Annotated in this window: 20 protein-coding genes; 10 read left to right on the top strand and 10 right to left on the bottom strand. The window is 67.0% G+C overall.

The genetic code is table 11. The features are described from left to right. Positions 1-21: 21 nt before the first annotated feature. A complete protein-coding gene (locus HCU76_RS18310; protein WP_218510245.1) occupies positions 22-1,029 on the top strand; it encodes a tripartite tricarboxylate transporter substrate binding protein in 1,008 nt (335 codons plus the stop codon). A 75-nt stretch (positions 1,030-1,104) separates the two neighbouring features. Here the strand turns inward: HCU76_RS18310 and HCU76_RS18305 are convergent, their stop codons facing one another. Beyond that, on the bottom strand, positions 1,105-1,722 hold the full coding sequence (locus HCU76_RS18305) for a 5-formyltetrahydrofolate cyclo-ligase (RefSeq protein WP_213953019.1): 618 nt from the start codon (positions 1,720-1,722) through the stop codon (positions 1,105-1,107). A gap of 9 nt (positions 1,723-1,731) precedes the next feature. Here HCU76_RS18305 and HCU76_RS18300 point away from each other — a divergent pair, with 9 nt between their 5' ends. The 3 genes from HCU76_RS18300 to HCU76_RS18290 all read left to right on the top strand — a co-directional run bounded on the left by HCU76_RS18300 (position 1,732) and on the right by HCU76_RS18290 (position 5,353). Further along, positions 1,732-3,732: a lytic transglycosylase domain-containing protein gene (locus HCU76_RS18300; protein ID WP_218510244.1), complete on the top strand. Its 2,001-nt coding sequence runs from the start codon at positions 1,732-1,734 to the stop codon at positions 3,730-3,732. Between the two features lie 272 nt (positions 3,733-4,004). Next, positions 4,005-4,559: an MgtC/SapB family protein gene (locus HCU76_RS18295; protein WP_213953017.1), complete on the top strand. Its 555-nt coding sequence runs from the start codon at positions 4,005-4,007 to the stop codon at positions 4,557-4,559. Positions 4,560-4,657: 98 nt separating this feature from the next. Further along, entirely contained in the window at positions 4,658-5,353 is a 696-nt protein-coding gene (locus tag HCU76_RS18290) for a glutathione S-transferase family protein (protein ID WP_218510243.1), read from the top strand. A 16-nt stretch (positions 5,354-5,369) separates the two neighbouring features. On the opposite strand, the gene HCU76_RS18285 is transcribed toward HCU76_RS18290, so the two are convergent. After that, the gene (locus HCU76_RS18285; RefSeq protein ID WP_218510242.1) at positions 5,370-6,098 is read right to left on the bottom strand and encodes an OmpW family protein; all 729 of its coding nucleotides are present in this window, start codon (positions 6,096-6,098) and stop codon (positions 5,370-5,372) included. Positions 6,099-6,305: 207 nt separating this feature from the next. Here HCU76_RS18285 and HCU76_RS18280 point away from each other — a divergent pair, with 207 nt between their 5' ends. The 3 genes from HCU76_RS18280 (at position 6,306) to otsA (ending at position 9,821) form a co-directional block, all read left to right on the top strand. Continuing rightward, positions 6,306-7,433: a multifunctional CCA tRNA nucleotidyl transferase/2'3'-cyclic phosphodiesterase/2'nucleotidase/phosphatase gene (locus HCU76_RS18280; RefSeq protein WP_218510241.1), complete on the top strand. Its 1,128-nt coding sequence runs from the start codon at positions 6,306-6,308 to the stop codon at positions 7,431-7,433. Positions 7,434-7,665: 232 nt separating this feature from the next. Next, a complete protein-coding gene (gene otsB / locus HCU76_RS18275; protein ID WP_218510240.1) occupies positions 7,666-8,436 on the top strand; it encodes a trehalose-phosphatase in 771 nt (256 codons plus the stop codon). After that, complete coding sequence (gene otsA, locus HCU76_RS18270; RefSeq protein ID WP_213953012.1) at positions 8,433-9,821, top strand: alpha,alpha-trehalose-phosphate synthase (UDP-forming); 1,389 nt, start codon at positions 8,433-8,435, stop codon at positions 9,819-9,821. Before otsB ends, otsA begins: the two co-directional genes overlap by 4 nt. Here the strand turns inward: otsA and HCU76_RS18265 are convergent. Beyond that, positions 9,811-10,734 (bottom strand): LysR family transcriptional regulator, encoded by a 924-nt coding sequence (locus HCU76_RS18265; protein ID WP_213953011.1) that lies wholly within the window; start codon positions 10,732-10,734, stop codon positions 9,811-9,813. The genes otsA and HCU76_RS18265 overlap by 11 nt on opposite strands. 108 nt (positions 10,735-10,842) lie before the next feature. Here HCU76_RS18265 and HCU76_RS18260 point away from each other — a divergent pair, with 108 nt between their 5' ends. Next, a complete protein-coding gene (locus HCU76_RS18260; protein ID WP_218510239.1) occupies positions 10,843-11,601 on the top strand; it encodes an SDR family NAD(P)-dependent oxidoreductase in 759 nt (252 codons plus the stop codon). 42 nt (positions 11,602-11,643) lie between these two features. On the opposite strand, the gene HCU76_RS18255 is transcribed toward HCU76_RS18260, so the two are convergent. The 3 genes from HCU76_RS18255 to HCU76_RS18245 are packed head-to-tail and all read right to left on the bottom strand — an operon-like array spanning position 11,644 to position 13,604. Then, positions 11,644-12,588 carry an ROK family protein gene (locus HCU76_RS18255; protein ID WP_213953009.1) on the bottom strand — a complete coding sequence of 315 codons (945 nt, stop codon included), beginning with the start codon at positions 12,586-12,588 and terminating at the stop codon, positions 11,644-11,646. 19 nt (positions 12,589-12,607) lie between these two features. After that, complete coding sequence (locus HCU76_RS18250; protein WP_213953008.1) at positions 12,608-12,802, bottom strand: DUF2905 domain-containing protein; 195 nt, start codon at positions 12,800-12,802, stop codon at positions 12,608-12,610. A gap of 22 nt (positions 12,803-12,824) precedes the next feature. After that, positions 12,825-13,604 carry an inositol monophosphatase family protein gene (locus tag HCU76_RS18245; protein WP_218510238.1) on the bottom strand — a complete coding sequence of 260 codons (780 nt, stop codon included), beginning with the start codon at positions 13,602-13,604 and terminating at the stop codon, positions 12,825-12,827. Positions 13,605-13,888: 284 nt separating this feature from the next. Here HCU76_RS18245 and HCU76_RS18240 point away from each other — a divergent pair, with 284 nt between their 5' ends. Next, entirely contained in the window at positions 13,889-14,263 is a 375-nt protein-coding gene (locus HCU76_RS18240) for a DUF5329 family protein (protein ID WP_256354261.1), read from the top strand. 38 nt (positions 14,264-14,301) lie between these two features. Here HCU76_RS18240 and HCU76_RS18235 read toward each other — a convergent pair whose 3' ends face one another. Together HCU76_RS18235 and HCU76_RS18230 are read right to left on the bottom strand one after the other, a co-directional pair. After that, positions 14,302-14,508 carry an ABC transporter substrate binding protein gene (locus HCU76_RS18235; protein ID WP_256354274.1) on the bottom strand — a complete coding sequence of 69 codons (207 nt, stop codon included), beginning with the start codon at positions 14,506-14,508 and terminating at the stop codon, positions 14,302-14,304. Next, on the bottom strand, positions 14,505-14,852 hold the full coding sequence (locus tag HCU76_RS18230) for a hypothetical protein (RefSeq protein WP_218510237.1): 348 nt from the start codon (positions 14,850-14,852) through the stop codon (positions 14,505-14,507). The genes HCU76_RS18235 and HCU76_RS18230 overlap by 4 nt, the downstream gene beginning before the upstream one ends. A 616-nt stretch (positions 14,853-15,468) precedes the next feature. Here HCU76_RS18230 and HCU76_RS18225 point away from each other — a divergent pair. After that, positions 15,469-16,740 carry a porin gene (locus HCU76_RS18225; RefSeq protein WP_218510236.1) on the top strand — a complete coding sequence of 424 codons (1,272 nt, stop codon included), beginning with the start codon at positions 15,469-15,471 and terminating at the stop codon, positions 16,738-16,740. Between the two features lie 78 nt (positions 16,741-16,818). Here the strand turns inward: HCU76_RS18225 and HCU76_RS18220 are convergent, their stop codons facing one another. Together HCU76_RS18220 and HCU76_RS18215 are read right to left on the bottom strand one after the other, a co-directional pair. Continuing rightward, on the bottom strand, positions 16,819-17,712 hold the full coding sequence (locus tag HCU76_RS18220; protein ID WP_218510235.1) for a dienelactone hydrolase family protein: 894 nt from the start codon (positions 17,710-17,712) through the stop codon (positions 16,819-16,821). A 113-nt stretch (positions 17,713-17,825) separates the two neighbouring features. Then, positions 17,826-19,769 carry a tetratricopeptide repeat protein gene (locus HCU76_RS18215; protein WP_218510234.1) on the bottom strand — a complete coding sequence of 648 codons (1,944 nt, stop codon included), beginning with the start codon at positions 19,767-19,769 and terminating at the stop codon, positions 17,826-17,828. Positions 19,770-19,927 lie beyond the last annotated feature (158 nt).

Raw genomic sequence — 19,927 nt, 5'->3', positions numbered from 1 at the left:
CCCACAAATCAAGGAGGAGACATGACGATTTCGAACCCGCCGTCGGCACCCACGCGCCGCCATTGCCTCGCCCTCGCGGCAGGCGCCGCCGCCACGCTGGTGCTTCCCACGGCGCACGCCCAAGCCTACCCATCCAGGCCCATTCGCATCGTGGTGCCCTACCCGCCGGGCGGTGCGACCGACAACATCGCCCGCATCGTCGGGGACAAGCTCGGCGCCCGCCTCGGGCAACCCGCGATCATCGACAACAAGGGCGGCGCGGGCGGCATCGTCGGCACCGATGCCGTGGCCAAGGCGGCGCCTGACGGCCACACCCTGCTGGTGGCGCTCACCACGTCGATGCTGACCAACCAGTTCCTCTATGAAAACCTGCCCTACAACCCGCAACGCGACCTGGCGCTGATCTCGCAGATCGCGGTGGCGCCGGTGACGCTGGCGGTGCATCCCTCGGTGCCCGCGAGCACCATGCCGGAACTGCTGAAGTACATCGCGGCCAACAAGGGCAAGCTCTCCTACGGCTCCTGGGGCAATGGTTCCTATGCCCACATGGCGGGCGCGCACATGAGCCAGGCGACGGGCGCCGACATGGCCCATGCCGCCTACAAGGGCGAGGCCGCCATGATCCAGGACCTGATCGGCGGGCAGATCCAGATGGCCTTTGCCAGCGCGCTCAACTCCAAGCCGCATGCCGACGCGGGCAAGCTCAAGCTGATCGGCGTGACCGGCGCCAGGCGGATGGCGATCCTGCCCGACACGCCGACCATCCTGGAGCAAGGGCTGCAGGACGAGGTCTACCAGATCGTGGGCTTCATCGGCATGGCGGCGCCTGCGAAAACGCCGCGCGAGATCGTGCAGCGCCTGTCGAGCGAGGTCCAGTCCATGTTCGAAGCGCCCGACATCGTGCAGCGCGTGGCCAGCATGGGCTTTACCGTCTCCGCCGGCACGCCCGAGGCCTTTGCCGCGTCCTACAAGCGCGACATGCCGGTATGGGGGCGCATGGTCAAGGCTTCGGGGGCGAGGCTGGACTGACGCTCCAATGCGGACATCCAGATCCGGACTTCCGGACGCAGAGGACGCGAAGGTTCCGCATTCACCGACGGCGCGTCAGCCCACCGGCCAGACCACGCCGTTGTCGTTGAGGATGGCGTCCAGCGGGACGTCGTGCTCCTCGGGTTCGAAGTCGTCCAGGAAGCCTTGCGTGAAGCCGAGCCCCACGGTGAAGGGCTTCGGCTGCAGCGTCGCCAGCGTGCGGTCGTAGAAGCCGCCGCCGTAGCCGAGCCGGTAACCGCCCGCGCTGTAGCCGAGGCAGGGCACGAACAGCAGCGTGGGCACGATCAACATCGTGTCCTTGGGCTTGGGGATGTCGAAGGCATCGTGCTCCATCGGGCAGCCGGGATACCAGGAATGAAAGGTCAGCGTCTTGTGCTGCCGGTTCATCACCGGCAGGCCGATCTGCCGCGGTTGCGGCGCGCCTTGCAATTCGCCGTCTTCCTTCCAGCGGTGCAGCGCCGGAAGCGGGTCGAACTCGCCCTTGATCGGCCAGTAGGCGCCAATCACCGTGTCGGGCCGGCCGACCAGCCAGATGCGCATCACGCGCTGCAGCAGGTCGGCGCGCTCCTGCCGGTCGGGCAGCGCAAGACGTTGCTCGATCAGTGCATTTCGCAGCTGACGCTTGAGAAAACTGGCGGTGGCCGAGGTGTCGGCGCCGTTTGACTTGTCCATAATCCCCCGATGCAGTTCCGAAGCATTTTGGCACCCACGAGTACCTTCCTCTCCATTCTTGTTCTGGCTGCTTCGACCCTGTCGCCGCCAGCCCTCGCGCAAAGCAACCAGAACGACGACGTGCTGCTGCAGATGAAGCAGGCGTCCCAGCGGGGCGACAAGGCCCGGCTGTCCGCACTGCTGCCGCAGGCGCGCGGCCACATCCTCGAGCCCTGGGCTGCCTACTGGGAACTGAAGGCCCGCCTGCAGGAAGCCAGTCCGCAGGAAGTGCAGGACTTTTTAACGCGCTACGCCGGTACTTATCAGGAAGACCGGCTGCGCAACGACTGGCTGCTGCTGCTCGGCCAGCGCCGCGACTGGGACGCCTTCGCCACGATGCACGACGCCTACCGTATGCGCGACGACGGACAGGTGCGCTGCTATGCCGTGCTGGTCGACATGCTGCGCAGCGGCAATCCCACCGCCGCGCAGGCCGACGAGGTGCGGCGCACCTGGTTCGCGCAAAAAGAGAACGACGACGGCTGCCTGACCGCCGCGGACCGCCTGGTGTCGGCTCGCATGCTGTCGCCCAACGAAGCCTGGAAGAAGGCTCGGCTTGCCATCGAGGCCAACCGCCCGGGCGCCGCGCGCGGCGCCGTGCTCATCGCCTCGCCCGATGCCGTGCCGCAGTTCGACGAGATGAACGCCGGCGCGGCCAAATACCTCATCAAGAGCGGCCCGGTGGCGGGCAAGGCGCGCCGGGAGATCGTGGTGCTGGCGCTGATCCGCATCGCGGTGGCAGATCCCGACCAGGCCGCCGCGCTGCTGGACGACCGGTGGAGCACCCTGCTCTCGCCCGAGGAGCGCAACTGGCTCTGGGGCATCATCGGCAAGCAGGCCGCGAGCAAGCTCTCGCCGCAGGCGATGGGCTACTACGGCAACGTGACGAAGAACGGCGACCTCAACGACGACATGCTCGGCTGGAAGACCCGTGCCGCATTGCGCATGGGCAACTGGAAGGAAGTCCAGGCCGCCACCGCCGCCATGAGCCCGGAGGCGCAGCAGGACCCCACATGGACCTACTGGCGCGCCCGTTCGCTGCAGGCCATCGGCGGCGACGATCGCCGCGCCGAGGCCCGCCGCCTGTACGAGACCATCGCCGGCTCGCGCGGGTTCTACGAAATGCTGGCGCTGGAGGAGCTCGGACAGCGCACCAGCATGCCGACCCGGCCCGCACCACTCACCGTCGACGAAAAGCGCACTGCCGCTGGCAATCCGTCGCTGAATCGCGCGCTCTACGCCATCTCGATGGGCCTGCGCCCCGAGGGCACGCGCGAATGGAACTACGCCACCAACCTGCACGACAAGGGCGGCATGGACGACCGGGCGCTGCTGGCCGCGGCCGACCTCGCCTGCCAGCGCGAGCTCTGGGACCGCTGCATCAACACCAGCGAGCGCACCAAGGGCGTGATCGATGCCGAGCAGCGCTTTCCGATGCCCTTCCACGACACCGTGCTGCGCAAGAGCGCCGACATCGGGCTCGATCCGGCCTACGTCTACGGCCTGATCCGCCAGGAGAGCCGCTTCATCATGGATGCGCGCTCCGGCGTCGGCGCCTCGGGCCTGATGCAGGTGATGCCGGCCACGGCAAAGTGGACCGCCAGCAAGATCGGCCTGGCCGGCTTCACGCCGAACCAGATCAACGACCGCGAGACCAACATCGTCATCGGCACCAGCTACCTGAAGCTTGCGCTCGACGACTTCGACGGCTCGATGCCGCTGGCCGCGGCGGCCTACAACGCCGGCCCGGGACGTCCGCGCAGTTGGCGCAACGGGCCGGTGATGGAAGCGGCGATCTGGGCCGAGAACGTGCCCTTTGCCGAAACCCGCGACTACGTCAAGAAGGTGCTGGCCAACACCACCAACTATGCGGCCATCATCACGGGCAAGCCACAGTCGCTGAAGGCGCGGCTGGGCAGCATCGGGCCGCGCGATGCGGCGATAGCCGAACCCAACAAGGACCTCCCCTGACGAAGGTGTGAATATTTCTACTGCGGACGCCGATCTCGGGCCTGCGGTGTTGGCTCTGGCGTAGCAAGCGTTTCGCGCAGTTGCCAGCCTCTGCAGCAACTTCGTTGTCGCCGCACGAAAGTGCGGCTGCGCTGCGCGAGACGACCTCCGGCGGCGCCCTCGCTACGAAATCTTCACACCCTCTGAGCCTCTGCACAGGTAGTGTCGACGGGCGCCTGACACGCCCAGTTCCTACAGCCGACCGACTGCGCGCTGGCTAGAGTCGTGGGTCCATGGCCGCATCGCACTGGACCACCATCACCGACACCGTCGCGGCCGAGTTCTCGGACGTACCGGACCTCGCGCAACTCACGCGCATCGCCGTGCGGCTGCTGCTCGCCGCGCTGCTCGGCTTCGTGCTGGGCTTCGAGCGCGAGGAGAAGGGCAAGGCGGCGGGCGTGCGCACGCACATGCTGGTGGCGATCGGCTCGGCGCTGTTCGTGCTGGTTCCGCTCCAGACGGGCATGGAGCCTTCCGACATCAGCCGCGTGATCCAGGGGCTGGTGGCTGGCGTGGGCTTCCTCTGTGCGGGCACGATCCTCAAGCCGGGCAAGGACGAGCAGCAGGTGCAGGGCCTGACCACTGCCGCCGGGCTCTGGATGACGGCAGCCATCGGCATGGCCTGCGGTCTCGGCCGGGAGACGACCGCTGTGACGAGTGCGTTGCTGGCGCTGGCCGTGCTGGCGCTGGTGCCGCATGTCGTGAGCCTCATGGAGCGCGCGCGCGGCGTGCCCCGCGACAAGGATGGCGATCCGCACGACCACCCCCACGACATGCGCGGCCCCTGACGCAACGCGCATCAATCGAGCCGCATTTCGTCATCAACGCAGTCGCGACGAGACGCTAGCATCGCGGGCTCTCCTGCAAATCACCAAAGGTCCAAGCCATGCGCCAGCTGTACGTGGGCAACAAGAACTATTCGTCGTGGTCGATGCGGCCGTGGGTGCTGATGAAGCAGGCCGGCATCCCGTTCGACGAGGTGGCGGTGAAGTTCGACTCCTTCGGTGAGGACTCCGCCTTCAAGCGCACCATGCTCCCGCTCAACCCGAATGGCCTGGTGCCGGTGCTGGTCGACGACGGACTTGCCATCTGGGACACGCTGGCCATCGCCGAGTACCTGGCCGAGACCTGCCCCGAGGCCCAGCTCTGGCCGGCCGGCCGAAAGCAGCGCGCCCGCGCGCGCAGCATCTGCGCCGAGATGCATGCCGGCTTCGGCGCGCTGCGTTCGGCCTGCGTCATGAACATCGAGGCCAACATGGCGCAGCAAGGCGCCCTGATCTGGCGCGACAACGCCGGCGTGCGCGACAACGTGGCGCGCATCGTCTCGATGTGGAGCGAACTGCTGGCCGACCATGCGGCCAGCCATGCCGACGGCATGCTGTTCGGCCGCTTCAGCATCGCCGACGCGTACTACGCGCCGGTGGTGATGCGGCTGACGCGCTATGCCCTGCCGGTGCCGGCGGACATCGCGGCCTACCTGGAGCGCGTGGAGGCGTTGCCGGGCGTCAAGGCCTGGATCGACGCCGCGCTGGCCGAGCACGACTTCGTCGCGTTCGACGAGCCCTACCGCCTGAAACGCTGAGGCCGCGCGCCGACCGTCAGAACCTGTAGGTCACGGCCACGTACGGCACGATCGGGTTCAGCGTCAGCTTGGCCTGGCTCGTGGCCACGGGGAAGCCGGCGACGGTCGTGGTCGTGAGCTTGGCGGTGGTCTTCATCGGGATGTAGGAGACCGATGCCGACAGGCCCCAGTGCGGGTCGAACTGCCAGGCCACGCCCGCGTTGGCCACCGGTGCGAAAGTGCCGTCGAGCTTGGCCGTGGTCACCGTCGCGCCGGCCGGCGCGTGCAGCAGCTTGCCCATGGCGCCTTGGAGGCTGGGCGTGAGGTTCACGTTGGAGTACCAGACGTAGGTCGCGCCCAGGCCGACGTAAGGTCGGAACTTCGCCTCGCCATCGTTGAAGTAGTACTTGCCGAGGATCGTCGGGCTCCATTGGCGGGCTTCGCCGATCTGGCCGACCGATTCCAGGGTGCCGGTGCCGTAGAGCTTGAACTTGGGCGGCACGCCGAGCACGCCTTCGACGGCCCAGTGGCTGTCGAGGAAATACATCGCGTTCAGGCCCAGCGTGTCCGAATCGCTGACGCGCGCACCGGAGCCCGGCACGGCCATTTGTACCGGCGAGGTCAGGGTCAAGGGTTGGCTTGAATCCTGGGGCGACAGGTGCAGCCAGCCGGCGCCGACGACCCAGTCGCCGGCCTTTTGCGCCATGGCGCTGCCCGATGCGAGCCCGGCCAGGATGGCGAGCGCGCGCAATGCTTGTTTGTTCATGGGGATCCTCCTTTGGATTTCGATGTTGTCGTGAGCCCCAGGGCCGGGCGTTGCCCGGCTTCCTCCCCGAGGGAGATCAAGTCGAGATCGCAAAATGATTCGACCTGGGAGAGCCCAAAAAGTTGGCACCGTATTGGTGCCAGAACGAGCCAGATTGTCTCAAATTGCAAACAACCCACCCCTACACTCGGTCGGATGACATCTGGTATGCGGACCTATCTCGTGGGCGGTGCGCTGCGCGACCGGCTGCTCGGCCTGCCGGTCTCCGATCGCGACTGGCTGGTGGTCGGCGCCACGCCCGAGCAGATGGCGGCGCGCGGCTACCTGCCGGTGGGCCGCGACTTCCCCGTCTTCCTGCATCCGGTGACGCGCGAAGAGCACGCGCTGGCCCGCACCGAACGCAAGAGCGCGCCGGGCTACCGCGGCTTCACCATCCATGCCTCGCCCGAGGTCACCATCGAGGAAGATCTCGCGCGGCGCGACCTGACGATCAATGCGATCGCCCTGCCTGCCGAACTGGCCGATGCGCCCACCACAGACGCAAGCGCACTGGTCGACCCTTTCCACGGCCAGCGCGACCTGCGCGACAAGGTGCTGCGGCATGTCACCGACGCGTTCCGCGAAGACCCTGTACGCATCCTGCGCGTGGCGCGCTTTGCCGCACGCTTCCACGATTTCAGCGTCGCGCCCGAGACGATGGACCTGATGCGCGGCATGGTCGAGGCCGGCGAGGTCGACGCGCTGGTGCCGGAGCGCGTATGGCAGGAACTGGCACGCGGGCTGATGGAGGCGGTGCCGTCGCGGATGTTCAGCGTGTTGCAGGAATGCGGCGCGATGCAGAGGCTGCTGCCCGAAGTCGACACGCGCGCCGAGCGGCTTCGTCATGTCGACAGCGCGGCGCGGCTGCAGGCGCCGTTGCCGGTTCGCTTTGGCTGCCTCACATGGGGACTGCCGACGCCGTCGGTGCTCGGTGTCTGCGAGCGCCTGCGCGCACCGACCGATGAACGCGACCTGGCGCTGCTGTTCGCGCGCGAAGGTTCTGCCGTAGGGGCAAGCACGGCATTGGGCGCCACGGACATCGTCGTCCTTCTCGAACGCTGCGACGCCATTCGCAAGCCGGCGCGTCTTGCGCAACTCCTGCAGGCCTGCGAATGCTGCGAAGTCGGCGATGCGATCGCGGCCGGCCAGCGCCTGCGCGTGGCGCTGTCAGCGGCGCAGGCCGTCGCCACGGATGTCATTGCTCGCGAGGCGCAGATGGCCGGGGAGTCGGGCCCGAAGGTCGGTGCTGCGATCCGGCGTGCACGCATTGCGGCGGTGGGGCAGGCGCTCGACTGACCCGGACTCGCGCGCCGCTTGGCGCAGGCGGTGGGCCGTGCCACGCCGGGTTCGCACCGTGCCCTCGACGTGGCGCACCGCGCACGGCATTCAAGGGAGACGCGCATGAAGCTTGGGCCGCCGTCCGCCGCGGCGCAGTCCAGCAAATCCCGCGGCCGACTCCTGGGCCCTTTTCCGATCGCGGCTTTAACCGACGCGCGAAATCCCATCGCGCTGTTATCGTGCCCGGTTGATGACCGCTCCCCCCCAACTCACCCCTGACGCGGCCCTGTTCCTCGACTTCGACGGCACGCTGGTCGCGCTCGCCGAGACGCCCGAGGCGATCGAGGTGCCGCCCGAACTGGTTGCGCTGCTGGGCGACCTGCACAAGCTCTGCGGCGGCGCGCTGGCCGTGGTGTCGGGCCGGCAGATCGACGTGATCGACCGCTTCCTGGCACCGCTGCGCCTGCCGGCCGCGGGTGAGCACGGCGTGCAGCGCCGCGACGCGACCGGCCGCATGCAGGAGCACAAGCCGCCGGACCTGGATGCGGTGCTCGACGTGGCCAACAAGCTGGCCGGCGCGCATCCCGGCCTGCTGGTCGAGCGCAAGCATGCAGCCGTGGCGCTGCACTACCGCATGGCGCCCGATCTCGAAGCCGTCTGCCGCGACGCGATGTGGGCCATCATTGCCCATCAACCGCAACTGGAAATGCTGCACGGCAAGTTCGTTTTCGAGGTGAAGCTGGCCGGCATCAACAAGGGCGTGGCCATCAATGCCTTCTTGCAGGAGCCGCCCTTCGCCGGCCGCGTGCCGGTGTTCGCCGGCGACGACACCACCGACGAGAGCGGCTTCGCCGTGGTGCAGCCTCGCGGCGGCATTGCGATCAAGGTGGGCGGCGGGCCGAGCCTGGCGACCCACCGGCTCGAATCGACGCGCGCGGTGTTCGAGTGGTTGCTCCAGGCGCGCGACCTTCTCGCCGCAGCGCCGGGATCGCCCAGGGCCGCACCCGAAGCGGACGCATGAGCCGCCTCGTCGTCATCTCCAACCGGGTGGCCGACCCGCGCAAGCCCGCGGCCGGCGGGCTGGCCGTGGCGTTGGGCGAGTCGCTCCAGCAAAGCGGCGGACTCTGGTTCGGCTGGAGCGGCACGGTCGTCGAGGGCGGCCCTTCGGGCGAAGGCGACCTGCACCGCCAGCAAGCCGGCAAGGTCACGTTGGCCACCATCGACCTGAGCCGCGAGGACCACGACAGCTACTACCTCGGCTACAGCAACGACGTGCTGTGGCCGGTGTTCCACAACCGGCTCGACCTGGCGCATTTCGACGCCGGCTTCATCGGCGGCTACCGGCGCGTGAACCAGTTGTTCGCGCGCAAGCTGATGCCGCTGCTCAAGCCCGACGACATCCTCTGGATCCACGACTACCACCTCATTCCGCTGGCGGCCGAACTGCGCGCGATGGGTTGTCGCCAGCGCATCGGCTTCTTCCTGCACATTCCGCTGCCGCCGCAGATCATCATGGCGGCCATCCCGCAGCACGAGTGGCTGATGCGCTCGCTGTTCGCCTACGACCTGATCGGGCTGCAATCGCACCAGGACCAGGAGCACTTCGAACGCTATGTGCTGAACGAGGCGCACGGCGCCGCGCTGCCGGGCGATGTGTACCAGGGCTACGGGCAATCGGTGCGGTGCAGCGCCTTTCCGATCGGCATCGACGTGGACGAGTTCATGGAGCTCACGCATGCCAGGGACGCGCAGGAGATGTGCCAGACGATGCGGCGCGAGTACTCGCAGCGGCGCCTGATGATCGGCATCGACCGGCTCGACTATTCCAAGGGCATCCCGCACCGGGTGCGGGCGTTTCGCGAACTGCTGGCGCACTACCCCGAGAACCGGCGCAGCGCCACACTGATCCAGATCGCCTCGCCCACGCGCGAGAACGTCGATGCCTACGGCGACATCCGGCGCGAACTGGAATCCTTGTGCGGCGCCATCAACGGCGACTACGGCGAGCTCGACTGGATGCCGGTGCGCTACATCCACCGCATGGTGGCGCGCAAGCGTGTGCCGGGGCTGTGCCGCGCGGCGGCGGTGGGCCTGGTGACGCCGCTGCGCGACGGCATGAACCTGGTCGCCAAGGAATACGTGGCCGCGCAGGACCCGGCCGACCCGGGCGTGCTGGTGCTGTCGCGCTTCGCGGGTGCCGCCGAGCAGATGAAGGAAGCCCTGCTGGTCAACCCCTACGACATCCACGGGACGGCCGAGGTCATGCAGCAGGCGCTGCAAATGCCGCTGGAGGAACGGCGGCACCGGCACCAGAAGCTGCTGCAGCGCATCCGCGAATACGACGTGCACTGGTGGCGCAAGGCGTTCCTCACGGCATTGGCCGGGACCACGCAGGTCACGGATTGAGCGGGCTTCGGCCTTCCGGGTCGAGGTGCGGCGTCAGCACCTCAGCGAGCCATCCCATCAGCGCCTGCACACGCTTCGAGAGATTGCGCCGGTTCGGATAGACCAGCGACACCGGCATCGGCTCGGCGGTGAACCCCGGCATCACCTCCACGAGCAAGCCCGCGGCCAGGGCAGCCGCAGCGCCCAGGCGCGGCGCCTGGATCAGGCCCAGGCCGGCAAGGCATGCGGCCTGGTACGCATCGGTGTGATTGACGGTGACCACGCCCTGCATCTCCAGCAGGCGGTAGCGTTCGCCATCGTGGTACTCCCAGCCGGCCGCGGCGCCGCCGAGCGTGGGCGCCCAGCGCACGACCCGGTGGTGCGCGAGGTCTTCGAGCGTGTGCGGCGTGCCGAACTGCGCGATGTAGGCCGGGCTCGCGCAGTTGACCTGCACCAGCTGCCCGAGTCGCCGCGCAACGAGCCCCGAGTCCTGCAGGTGCCCGACGCGCAACACGCAGTCGAAGCCTTCGTGCACGACGTCGACACGGCGGTCGGTGGTACTCAGTTCGATTTCGAGCTGCGGGTGGGCCGCCAGGAATTCCGGCAGGCGCGGGATGACGATGGTGCGCGCCATGGCGGTCGGCAGGTCGACGCGTAGGCGGCCGCGCAGGCTGCTCGGCGCTTGCTGGAACAGCGTGCGCAGTTCCTCCGCATCGGCCAGCAGCGCCTTGGCGCGCTCGAGGAACTGCTCGCCGTCGGGCGTCATGCGAACACTGCGCGTGGTCCGGTGCAGCAGGCGGGTGCCGAGCTGCGCCTCCAGCTGCTGCACGCTGGCGGAAACGCGCGATTTCGGCAGCCCGAGCCGATCGGCGGCGCGCGTGAAACTGCCGAGTTCGGCGACTTGCACGAAGGTCTGCAACAGGGCGAGGTCCAATGGATTGTTCTTTTTGAGAGAACGATGAAGTCAGTTCAGACGAGTTTATCGCCTGATTGTTCCATCCTAAAGTTCACCCATCCCATCAACTTCCACAAGGACTCCGACATGACCACCCCGATCGCACTCATCACCGGCGCCAGCCGCGGCCTCGGCAAAAGCACCGCCCTCAACCTCGCGCAGCAGGGCAGCGACCTGATCCTCACCTACCGCAGCGGCGCCGCGGAAGCGCAGGAGGTCGTGCGGCAGGTCGAGGCGCTGGGCCGCCGCGCCGTGGCCCTGCAACTCGACGTGGCCGACAGCGCCGGCTTCGACGCTTTCGTCGTCGCGGTGAAGGGCGCGCTCGCCACGACCTGGCAGCGCGACCGCTTCGACCACCTCGTCAACAACGCCGGCACCGGCCTCGAAGCGAGCTTCGCGAACACCACGGAAGCGCAGTTCGACGAGATGATGAACATCCACCTCAAGGGGCCGTTCTTCCTCACCCAGAAGCTGCTGCCGCTGATCGCCGACGGCGGGCGCATCGTCAACGTGTCGAGCGGGCTTGCGCGCTTCAGCTTTCCGGGCAAAGCCGCGTATGCGTCGATGAAGGGCGGCATCGAGGTGCTGACGCGCTACCTGGCGAAGGAACTCGGCCCGCGACGCATCGCGGTCAACGTGGTGGCGCCCGGCGCCATCGAGACGGACTTCAGCGGCGGCGTGGTGCGCGACAACGCTCAGGTGAACGCCGTGGTCGCCGCCCAGACCGCGCTCGGCCGGGCCGGCCTGCCGGACGACATCGGCGGCGCGATCTCGATGCTTCTGCAGCCCGGCAACCGCTGGATCACCGGCCAGCGCATCGAGGCGTCGGGCGGCATGTTCCTCTGAGGTCGAGCCCACCCCCGAAAGCGCCTGCGGCGCGGCGCCCGCTCAATCCAGCAGCGCGAGCGCCGCGTAGTCGCCGACCTTGTCGCCCAGCCCCGCCGGCTCCAGCGTGACCCCTTCCGTCAATGACGGCAACTTGCCCTTGATTTCGGCCTGCAATCGCGGCAGCAGGAAGGCGCGGTTGTTCCAGAACACGCTGCCGCCGAGGCTGATGCGCTCCAGGTCGAGCGTGGCGACGAGGTTGTAAAGCATGCGGCCCATCACACGGCACAGTTCGTCGACGCGCGCCAGCGCCGCAGGATCGCCCGCGACCGCGGCGGGAAACAGTTGCTCCGCCGGCAGGCCGAAGCGGCGCGCGATGGCATTGCCGGCGACCAATCCCTCGACGTCGCCGACATTGCCACAGCCGCACAGGGCGTTGGTGTCGTCATCCACCACGAAACTGTGGCCTGAATGGCCGGCGTTGCCGTTCTTGCCGCGCAGCACGCGTCCGTCGACACAGATGCCGACGCCGATGCCCGTGCTCCATGTGACGTACGCGCAATGGTCGACGCCCTTGAGTGCGCCCCAGCGCCGTTCCGCCTCGAGCGCGCCGACCGCGTCGTTCTCCACGCGCACCACGTCGAAGCGTTGGCGCAGCGGCTGCTCGATGGGTGCCGTCATCCAGTTGTTGGGCAAGCCGCGCGCCGGGCCGGCCATGCCGCCGCAGATGTTGGGCGTGGCCAGTTCGAGGGCGCCAGCTCGAATGACGAACGGGCCGGCCGACGACACGCCGGCGCGCCTCACGGCCTCGGCGCCGATGCCCTGCTCCGCGCACACCTCGTCCACCATGCGCAGGATCTGGCGCGACACCGCGAGGTTGTCGCCGGTCTTGGCGGTGGGTTCACTGCGGCGGCCGAGCAGGGGCCGCGGGCTGCCGTCCAGCGATTCGCCGTCGGCGGCCAGGCTCACGGCAATCTTGGTGCCGCCGATGTCTACACAGGCTCTCATGGAATCCTTGTCCTTGTGGTCATATCCAGCGCGCGATCAGCGCGGCGATCAGGCTGAGCACCAGCGTGCTTCCGATGGGCAACTGCCAGTTTCGCCCCAAAGCCCTGAATTCGAAATCGCCGGGGAGGCGGCCGAACCCGTGTCGACGCAGCCACTCGGTCAGTCCGCTCATCAGCAGCAAGGCCAGCACGACGACGATGAGCCAGCGGATCATGCGATTCTTCCCGGCGGGCCCCTCATCCGTTCAGCAGCGCCAGCGCCGCGCGATGCAATGCGGGCGTGGCGGCGGCGATCACGCGGCCGTCGGACTCCAGGCCGAGGGGCTGGCCGCTCCAATCGGTGATGACGCCGCCCGCGGCCTCGATCAGGCCTGCGGGGCCGAGGTAGTCGTAGGGTTGCAGGCCGGCCTCGACCACGAGGTCGATGGTTCCGCCGGCCAGCTGCGCATAGCCGTAGCAATCGCCGCCGAAGCGCCGCATCGCACACTCGCGGCTGAGCCGGTCGAAGGCTTGCCAGTCAGCCGCGCCGAAGATGTCGGGCGAGGTGGTGACGATGCGCGCCTTGCCCACCTCGCTCACGGTGCTCGCTCCGACGTACTGTCCGTTGCGCGTCGCCCCCTCGCCGGCCTGGCCGATCCAGCGCTCGCCGAGCACCGGCATGTCGATCATGCCCAGCGTGATGCGCCCGCCTTCGAGCAGGCCGATCAGCGTGCCCCACAAGGGCGAGCCGGTGATGAAGCTGCGCGTGCCGTCGATGGGGTCGAGCACCCAGATGCATTCCGCATCGAGCCGCTCCAGCCCGTGCTCCTCGCCATAGATGCCATCGGCCGCGCGCAGCGTGCCGAGGATTTCGCGCATGGCGGTTTCGGCCGCCCGGTCGGCCAGCGTGACGGGGCTCTCGTCGGCTTTGGTGATGACATCGAGCGGGGTGCGAAACCAGCGCATCGACTCGGCCGCCGCCGCGTCGGCCAGCGCATGCGCGATCCGCAGGGATTCCTCGGGGGATCTGGAACTCATGACTTCTCGAATGCAGAACAGGCGTCGATTAGAACCGAGCCGCCCTGAAATGAAACCCACCCCCGAATGCGCCTGCGGCGCTCCCCCTCAAGGGGGCGCACCCAGCGGCCCGGCAAAGCCGGTTCCGCGGGTGCCCACGAACAGGCGGTGCTCACCCTCGTTTCATGCGGCGCGGGTCACGCGAAGGCGTGGTGGACAACTGATTTGACAGAGCCCGCGAGCCGCGCCTAGCATCCAGCGCACTCGCCCAGCGCCCGCCACGAGGCCCGCGGCACGGAGTCGGCATGAGACTGATGGTTCGCAACGGCCTGCGCCGCCTGTTGTTCGCGCTGGTACTGCTGGCGGGTATCGCAGGCGCTACGCCGCCACCGAAGGAAGACCAGATCATCCTGGCCCTCATCCAGCGCGTGGAAGCACGGACCGACCTGGTGTTCGTGCGCAACGGCAGCGACCACAACGCGGCCGAAGCGGCCACTCACCTGCGCAGCAAGTACAAGTACTTCAAGGTCGAGCTGATCGATGCGGAAGACTTCATCGAGCGCTGCGCCTCACGCTCCGAACTGACGCGCAAGGCCTACAAGGTCAGGACGGCGGATGGCACGGTGCGCGACGCGGGTGACTTCCTGCGGGAAGAGCTGCGCGCGTTGCGGGCGCATTAGGCAGGCCCGCGCTATCCATCGGGCACGGTTCGTCCGGACTATTTAACCACTTCATCCGCCAGCAGCAACATTGAACGAGGGATCCTGATTCCCGGCGCGTCGGCTGTTTTCAGGTTGATGACCATCTCAAATTTCGATGCTTGCTGGACCGGCAAGTCTCCCGGTTTCGCGCCCTTGAGGATCCGGTCCGTATAGTCGGCTGTCCTGCGTGCCACGTCGAGATAGTCCAGCCAGAAAGTCATCAGAAGTCCCGAGTCCGCCCAGGCCCGTCCTTGAGCGATGGCAGGCAGGCGATGCTTGGCCGCACGTCCACGATGCGGTCTCGATTCAAGTAAAAAAGTGGTGGCGTGTCGACGACAAGGGCTCCGATTTTCAAGCGTTCCATTTCATCAAACGCCGGGTCGACTTCCTCAGGGTCTTCCACTCGCAGTATTTGCAGTTCCGCACCGACAGAACTGATGGCTGCGTCAAGCATGGCCTTGTACTCACTGAAATTCCGGGAGAAAACTGACCGACGGGTTGTAAGGTAGCCGATGCGTGCGGGCCTACCCGCCGCCTCGGCAATGTATTGCACACGTTTTGCAAGCATCTCGGTGCCGCTGCTCGCATTGCCAGTGACGTTGCCTCCTTCCCTCAGTAGGTGCGGATCCGGGTTTCATGACCGCCGCTCGAGTTGACCGACTTTCAATAGAGTTGCCGCATACCTCTCGGTCCCTCCGCACCGACGGACGGCGGCACCGGGCCCAACCCGGTCTGTCGCCACCGACGACCGCACCGCTGCTATGCCGCGCGGTTGCTGTCCTTCGCGGCCCGCCTGGCGAGCGCACGCTGCGAGGCCCGATTCCGGTCACCCGGATGCCAGGGAGATCACAGCATCGTGAGCGTGCCCTCGATGGCGACGCGCGTGCCGGTCGTTGCTGATTTCGTGGGCACAACACTGGCGAATATGCCACCGTGCGGGCGCCTCCCTCTTGGCTGCGACCGCCGGCGCGGAAGTAGATCCTCCGCAAGGGCCTCAATGTGTCCGCGAAACGTCGACCGGCAGGCGATTTGGACGAATTCTTTTGCCACGATCCGGAGCGTCTGGTGCAATAGCTGCAACTCTCGAAGAAGAGTGGCCTGAGGTTGATGAAGCGCAGGAAAAAGTGCCCGCCGCGTTGAGATTGCCGCGCCGGCACCTTGTGCTCAACGAGGAGATGCTTGCGATGAAGAAGTCCTTGGTATCCCTGGCCGCGCTGGCTGCTGCCGGAGTCGCTTCGGCGCAGTCGTCCATGACCCTGTTCGGTGTGGTTGACACGGCCCTCACCTACATCCAGACGACGAGTTCGTTCGTTGGCGTTCCCGGTGCGCCGGGTCTCAACTTCATTGGCGCGCCCGACAGGCATCAGAGCCAGTGGGCCATGACCAACTCGGCACACTACGCGAGTCGCCTCGGTTTCCGTGGAACGGAAGACCTCGGTGGTGGCGTGGCTGTAGCCTTCTGGTTGGAAGCCGCTATCTCCAATGACGATGGCGCTGTCGGCCTTGCGGCCTTCGATCGTCGTTCGACAGTGAGCTTGCTGGGTGGCCTCGGTGAGGTCCGGCTCGGCCGCGACTACACGCCCACGTTCTGGAACGACTCCGTGTTCGATCCGCTCGGCACCAATGGCGTTGGCGCCAGCCAGGTCTACCTGATGAACAGCGGTCCCCGCACCGTCAGCTTCGGTGGCGTGAACCGCGGCCTGTTCGGCAACCCCAACTACGTTCGCGCGTCGAACAGCATCGGCTACTTCCTGCCGCCGAACCTCGGTGGCTTCTATGGCCAGGTGATGTACGCGTTCAGCGAGGCCATCAAGTACGACCCGGGCACCACGACCCCGGCAGTGGCGAACAACCAACGCACTGGCGGCTATGTCGGTGGCCGCTTCGGCTATGCCTACGGCCCGCTGGATGTTGCTGCCTCCTATGGCGAGAGCACCACCGGCGACAACTACTACCAGGGCATCACCACGAAGGTCACGATCGCCAACATGGGCGCCTCGTATGACTTCAGCGTCGTCAAGCTCTTCGGTGAAATCTCGCGCACCCAGAACAAGAACGACTACGTGATCCCGCCGCTCATCGGCACGGGCGACTTCAAGGGGGACGGCTACCTGCTCGGCGCCACCGTGCCGGTTGGAGTTGGCCTGATCCGCGTGGCCTACTCGCACGTCAAGCTGAACTACACGTCGCCGCCGACCGGTGTCGCTGCGATCGTGAGCGCGACTGCGCAGGACCCATCGGCTGGCAAGTTCGCCGTCGGCTATGTGTACAACCTGTCGCAGCGCACCGCACTGTATGCGACGGCTGCCTACGTCAAGGAAAAGAACGGCGCTGCGTTCATCATGCCCGTCAGCAACAGCTTTCCCCTCTTCACCAACAACTACTACACCACGGGTTCTGGCTACAAGGCCGATCACGTGATGGGCTACGACTTCGGTATCAGTCACGCTTTTTGATGGGCTCGGCGGCCGTACGCAATCGACGCTTGATCTGCGGCCTGCCGACCGGCTCGTTGATCAGTCGCTGAGCCTTGCTTAGTGACGGAAGTTGGCATCGAGGAACTCGATCAGATCGAAAGTCACCGCTGCCTTCTGCGTGAGATTGGTCCAGCCGGATCCGCCGCGCTTGATGCATGACTTGCGCATTTCGCCGATGAGCGCGGCCGTGTCGCTTTCGGCGAAAGTCTTGCCGTTGTACGAGGATCGTCCGTCCGGTTCCACCGCGACGCTGCAATTCACGAAGGTCTCCATGAAAGGATCCCGGATAACGCCCAGGACGCCAGGGTGGCCGTCGAAGCCGCTGGACGCACCCGGGTACACCTTGACGTCAATGTGTCCACCGGCGTTCGCGAACTCGCTCGCGAAATCCTTGCAGGGCTGAACCCCCGCGACGTCGTCCTTGTCCCCGATGGCGATGAACACCTTGGATGCGGGCTTGGGCGTCTTCGGATGGAAGATGCAACTCGCGCTGATCGCCATCGCCGCCACGAAACGTTCGCGCTCGTTCTGGACGAATGTCCGGTCAGCGACCAGGAGGGCGATCGTCCCGCCCCGGCCGGTGCCCATGACGGCCAACCGATCCACCGGATAACCAATGGAAACCAGGTACCGTCTCGCCGCAAGGGCGTCGCGCGCCTGCACAAGGGTGCTCAGACTTGCATTGTCTGCCTGGGTTCCGTCGATGTGGCGCGCACCATAGGTGTCGATCGCGAGCACGGCGTAGCCTGCCGAGTTCAGTGCCCTGGCGTACTGGCCCTCCCGGAAGTCGCTCCAGCCCGGCGCCGCATTTACGACGACCACGGCGCCCCGCGCCGCGGCGTCGGGCTTGTAGAGCATCGCATCGATGGAGAGATCGGTGGCATCCGCCTGCGGTGAATTGAACGTCACGCGCTTGCCTCCCTGTGGCTGTTCGTTCATGGGCACCGTCACGCCCGGCCGTGCGCCGATGGCTGCCGGTAGTTTTGGCTGACCATGCAGGCCGGTTGCCAGGATCGCCCCCAGCAGCGCGACGATGGCCGCTTTTTGCGTTGTCGTTTTACTTGTCATTTGTCTCCCTCCGGCAGGCCTGCCTCGCGCAGTCCGGCCACCAGTCTTTCGCGCTGGGACAGAAAGCCAGGATTGGTGGACGGGTAGGTCAGGACCACATAGGAGATGGTGCTGAGCGGCAGCATCTGGCGGTGTCTCGCCATGTTGGCCGCGGCCTCGGCGTTGCGACCGTGCAGGACATCGATCGCCGCCATCATCAGGTAAGGCTTTCCGTTGTTGGGGAACTCGGCGGTCCAGTTCCTGAGGATCTCGTAGGCTTCGTCGTCATGACCTTGCGAGAACGAAGCGTCGGCAAGGCTTTGAAGCAGCCATTGCTGCCGACGCATCTGGAACGGGCGCAGGTCCGTTACCCGGGCGAGATGGACCCTGGCATCCGCCAGTTGGCCCTGGTTGATGAGCGCGCTCGCCATGCGAACGTGTGCGTTCTGGTAGTCCGGCGTGATTTCAAGCGCCTTGCGCCAGACCCGCAGGGCGTCTTCCGGCCGCCGCCGGAGAAACAGGATGTCCCCCCAGGCCACGAGACTCTGCGGACTGTCCGGTGCCAGGTCCAGCGCCCGCCTGACGGCCTTTTCCGCGACATCGAGCTTTTCGCGGGGCGATGCGCTGCACAGGCAATAGAACTGCGCGAGATGCGCCAGGGCCAGGCCGGAAGATGCCTCCACCGAACCAGGGTCGGCGTTCACGGCAAACTCGAATTGACTGCGCGCGCGTTCCAGCTCTTCCGGCGTGTTCGCCCGATCCAGGTCGCGCGAGGCCAGGGCGAGCACGTCGACAGGATCCTTCTCATGGCCCGGGAGCCTGGCACGCACAGTCTCGATCTCGTGATAGCGTGCGTTGAGCGCGCGGACCACCGCACTTCCGTAGGCGGAGCGCATGGCTTCCTCCTCGCTCTTGAACTCGTCTTCATGCAGCCGGAAGACGGCGCCGGATGCGATCTCGGTCAGATAGGCGTCGACCTGGATGCTGTCGGCCTCGCGCCGGATGCGGCCGGCCAGCACGAATCGCACGCCTTGCTCTTGGCCGATGCGAACGAAGTCGGGGGCGGACGGGTCCTGGTGCATCGTCGCCGCACGCCCGATCACGCGCTGGCCGTCGCGCAGCAGGCGGGCGGCGACCGCGTCGGCCAGGTCGTCGCCCAGGGTGGAACTCGACTTCGTCCCCTGCTTGTCGACGAAGGCGAGCACGGCAGTCGCGCGCCTGGACATGATCTCCTGGTCGATGTTCACGGGCGATGCGACGGCCGGGGGCGGCTGCCTGGCGCCTTCGGATCGGAAGCCTTGCGCAACCAGCAAGGCTGCGCCGACGAGGCACGCGCCGAGCAGGCCCGACAACCCCACTCGCCATCGCTTCGAGGACGCGAGTCGGCCTGTCCAGCCGGCGAGGCTCCAGCGTCGGGCATCCTGCGTTGAAGCGGTCCCGCGTCCTTCGCCGTGCGCGTTGACCGGGACGTCCCGCAGACGGACCAGGCGGAACGCACGGACGGGCTTGGCGATGTTCTTCACCCGCTGCTGGCCGATGTCCTCGAAGGCAGCGCCGAGGTGATCCGCGCACGTATCGTGGATGGACTGGGACACGACCACGCCGCCCGGCTCCGCAATCGCTTGCAGGCGCGCGGCGATGTTCACGCCGTCGCCATAGACGGTACCGTCCGCCTTTTCGATGACATCGCCCAGGTGGATACCGATTCGAAAGCGCAAGCTGAGGCTCGTCGAATCGTGATGTGCCTGCGAGAGATGGTGTTGGATGGCTGCTGCCGCCCGTACCGCGCCAATGGCCGTTTCAAAGACCAGGAGCACGGAATCGCCAGCGGTGTCGACAACCCGCCCGTCGCTTGCCTCGGCCTCCGTGCGGAAAACCTGCCGCGCGATGTCCAAGGCGCTCAGCGTCGCGAGGTCGTCCACGGACATCCAGCGCGAGTAACTCGCCGCGTCCGCGGCCAAGATGGCCAGAAGTCGATGCCTGACGCCAGGGGACATCGCGACCTTTCGCTACGCAAGCTTCGGGATCGTTGCACTCAGGTGCACCGTTGGAGACGGCAGACGAGAGCTTGCCCGAAGATTATCTGCAGCAATCCGCCATGCGTCTCAATTTTGAGGTG

The organism is Variovorax sp. dw_308, from assembly GCF_019207085.1.
GTDB lineage: Bacteria > Pseudomonadota > Gammaproteobacteria > Burkholderiales > Burkholderiaceae_C > Variovorax.
This window is presented reverse-complemented; position numbering and strand designations above follow the sequence as displayed.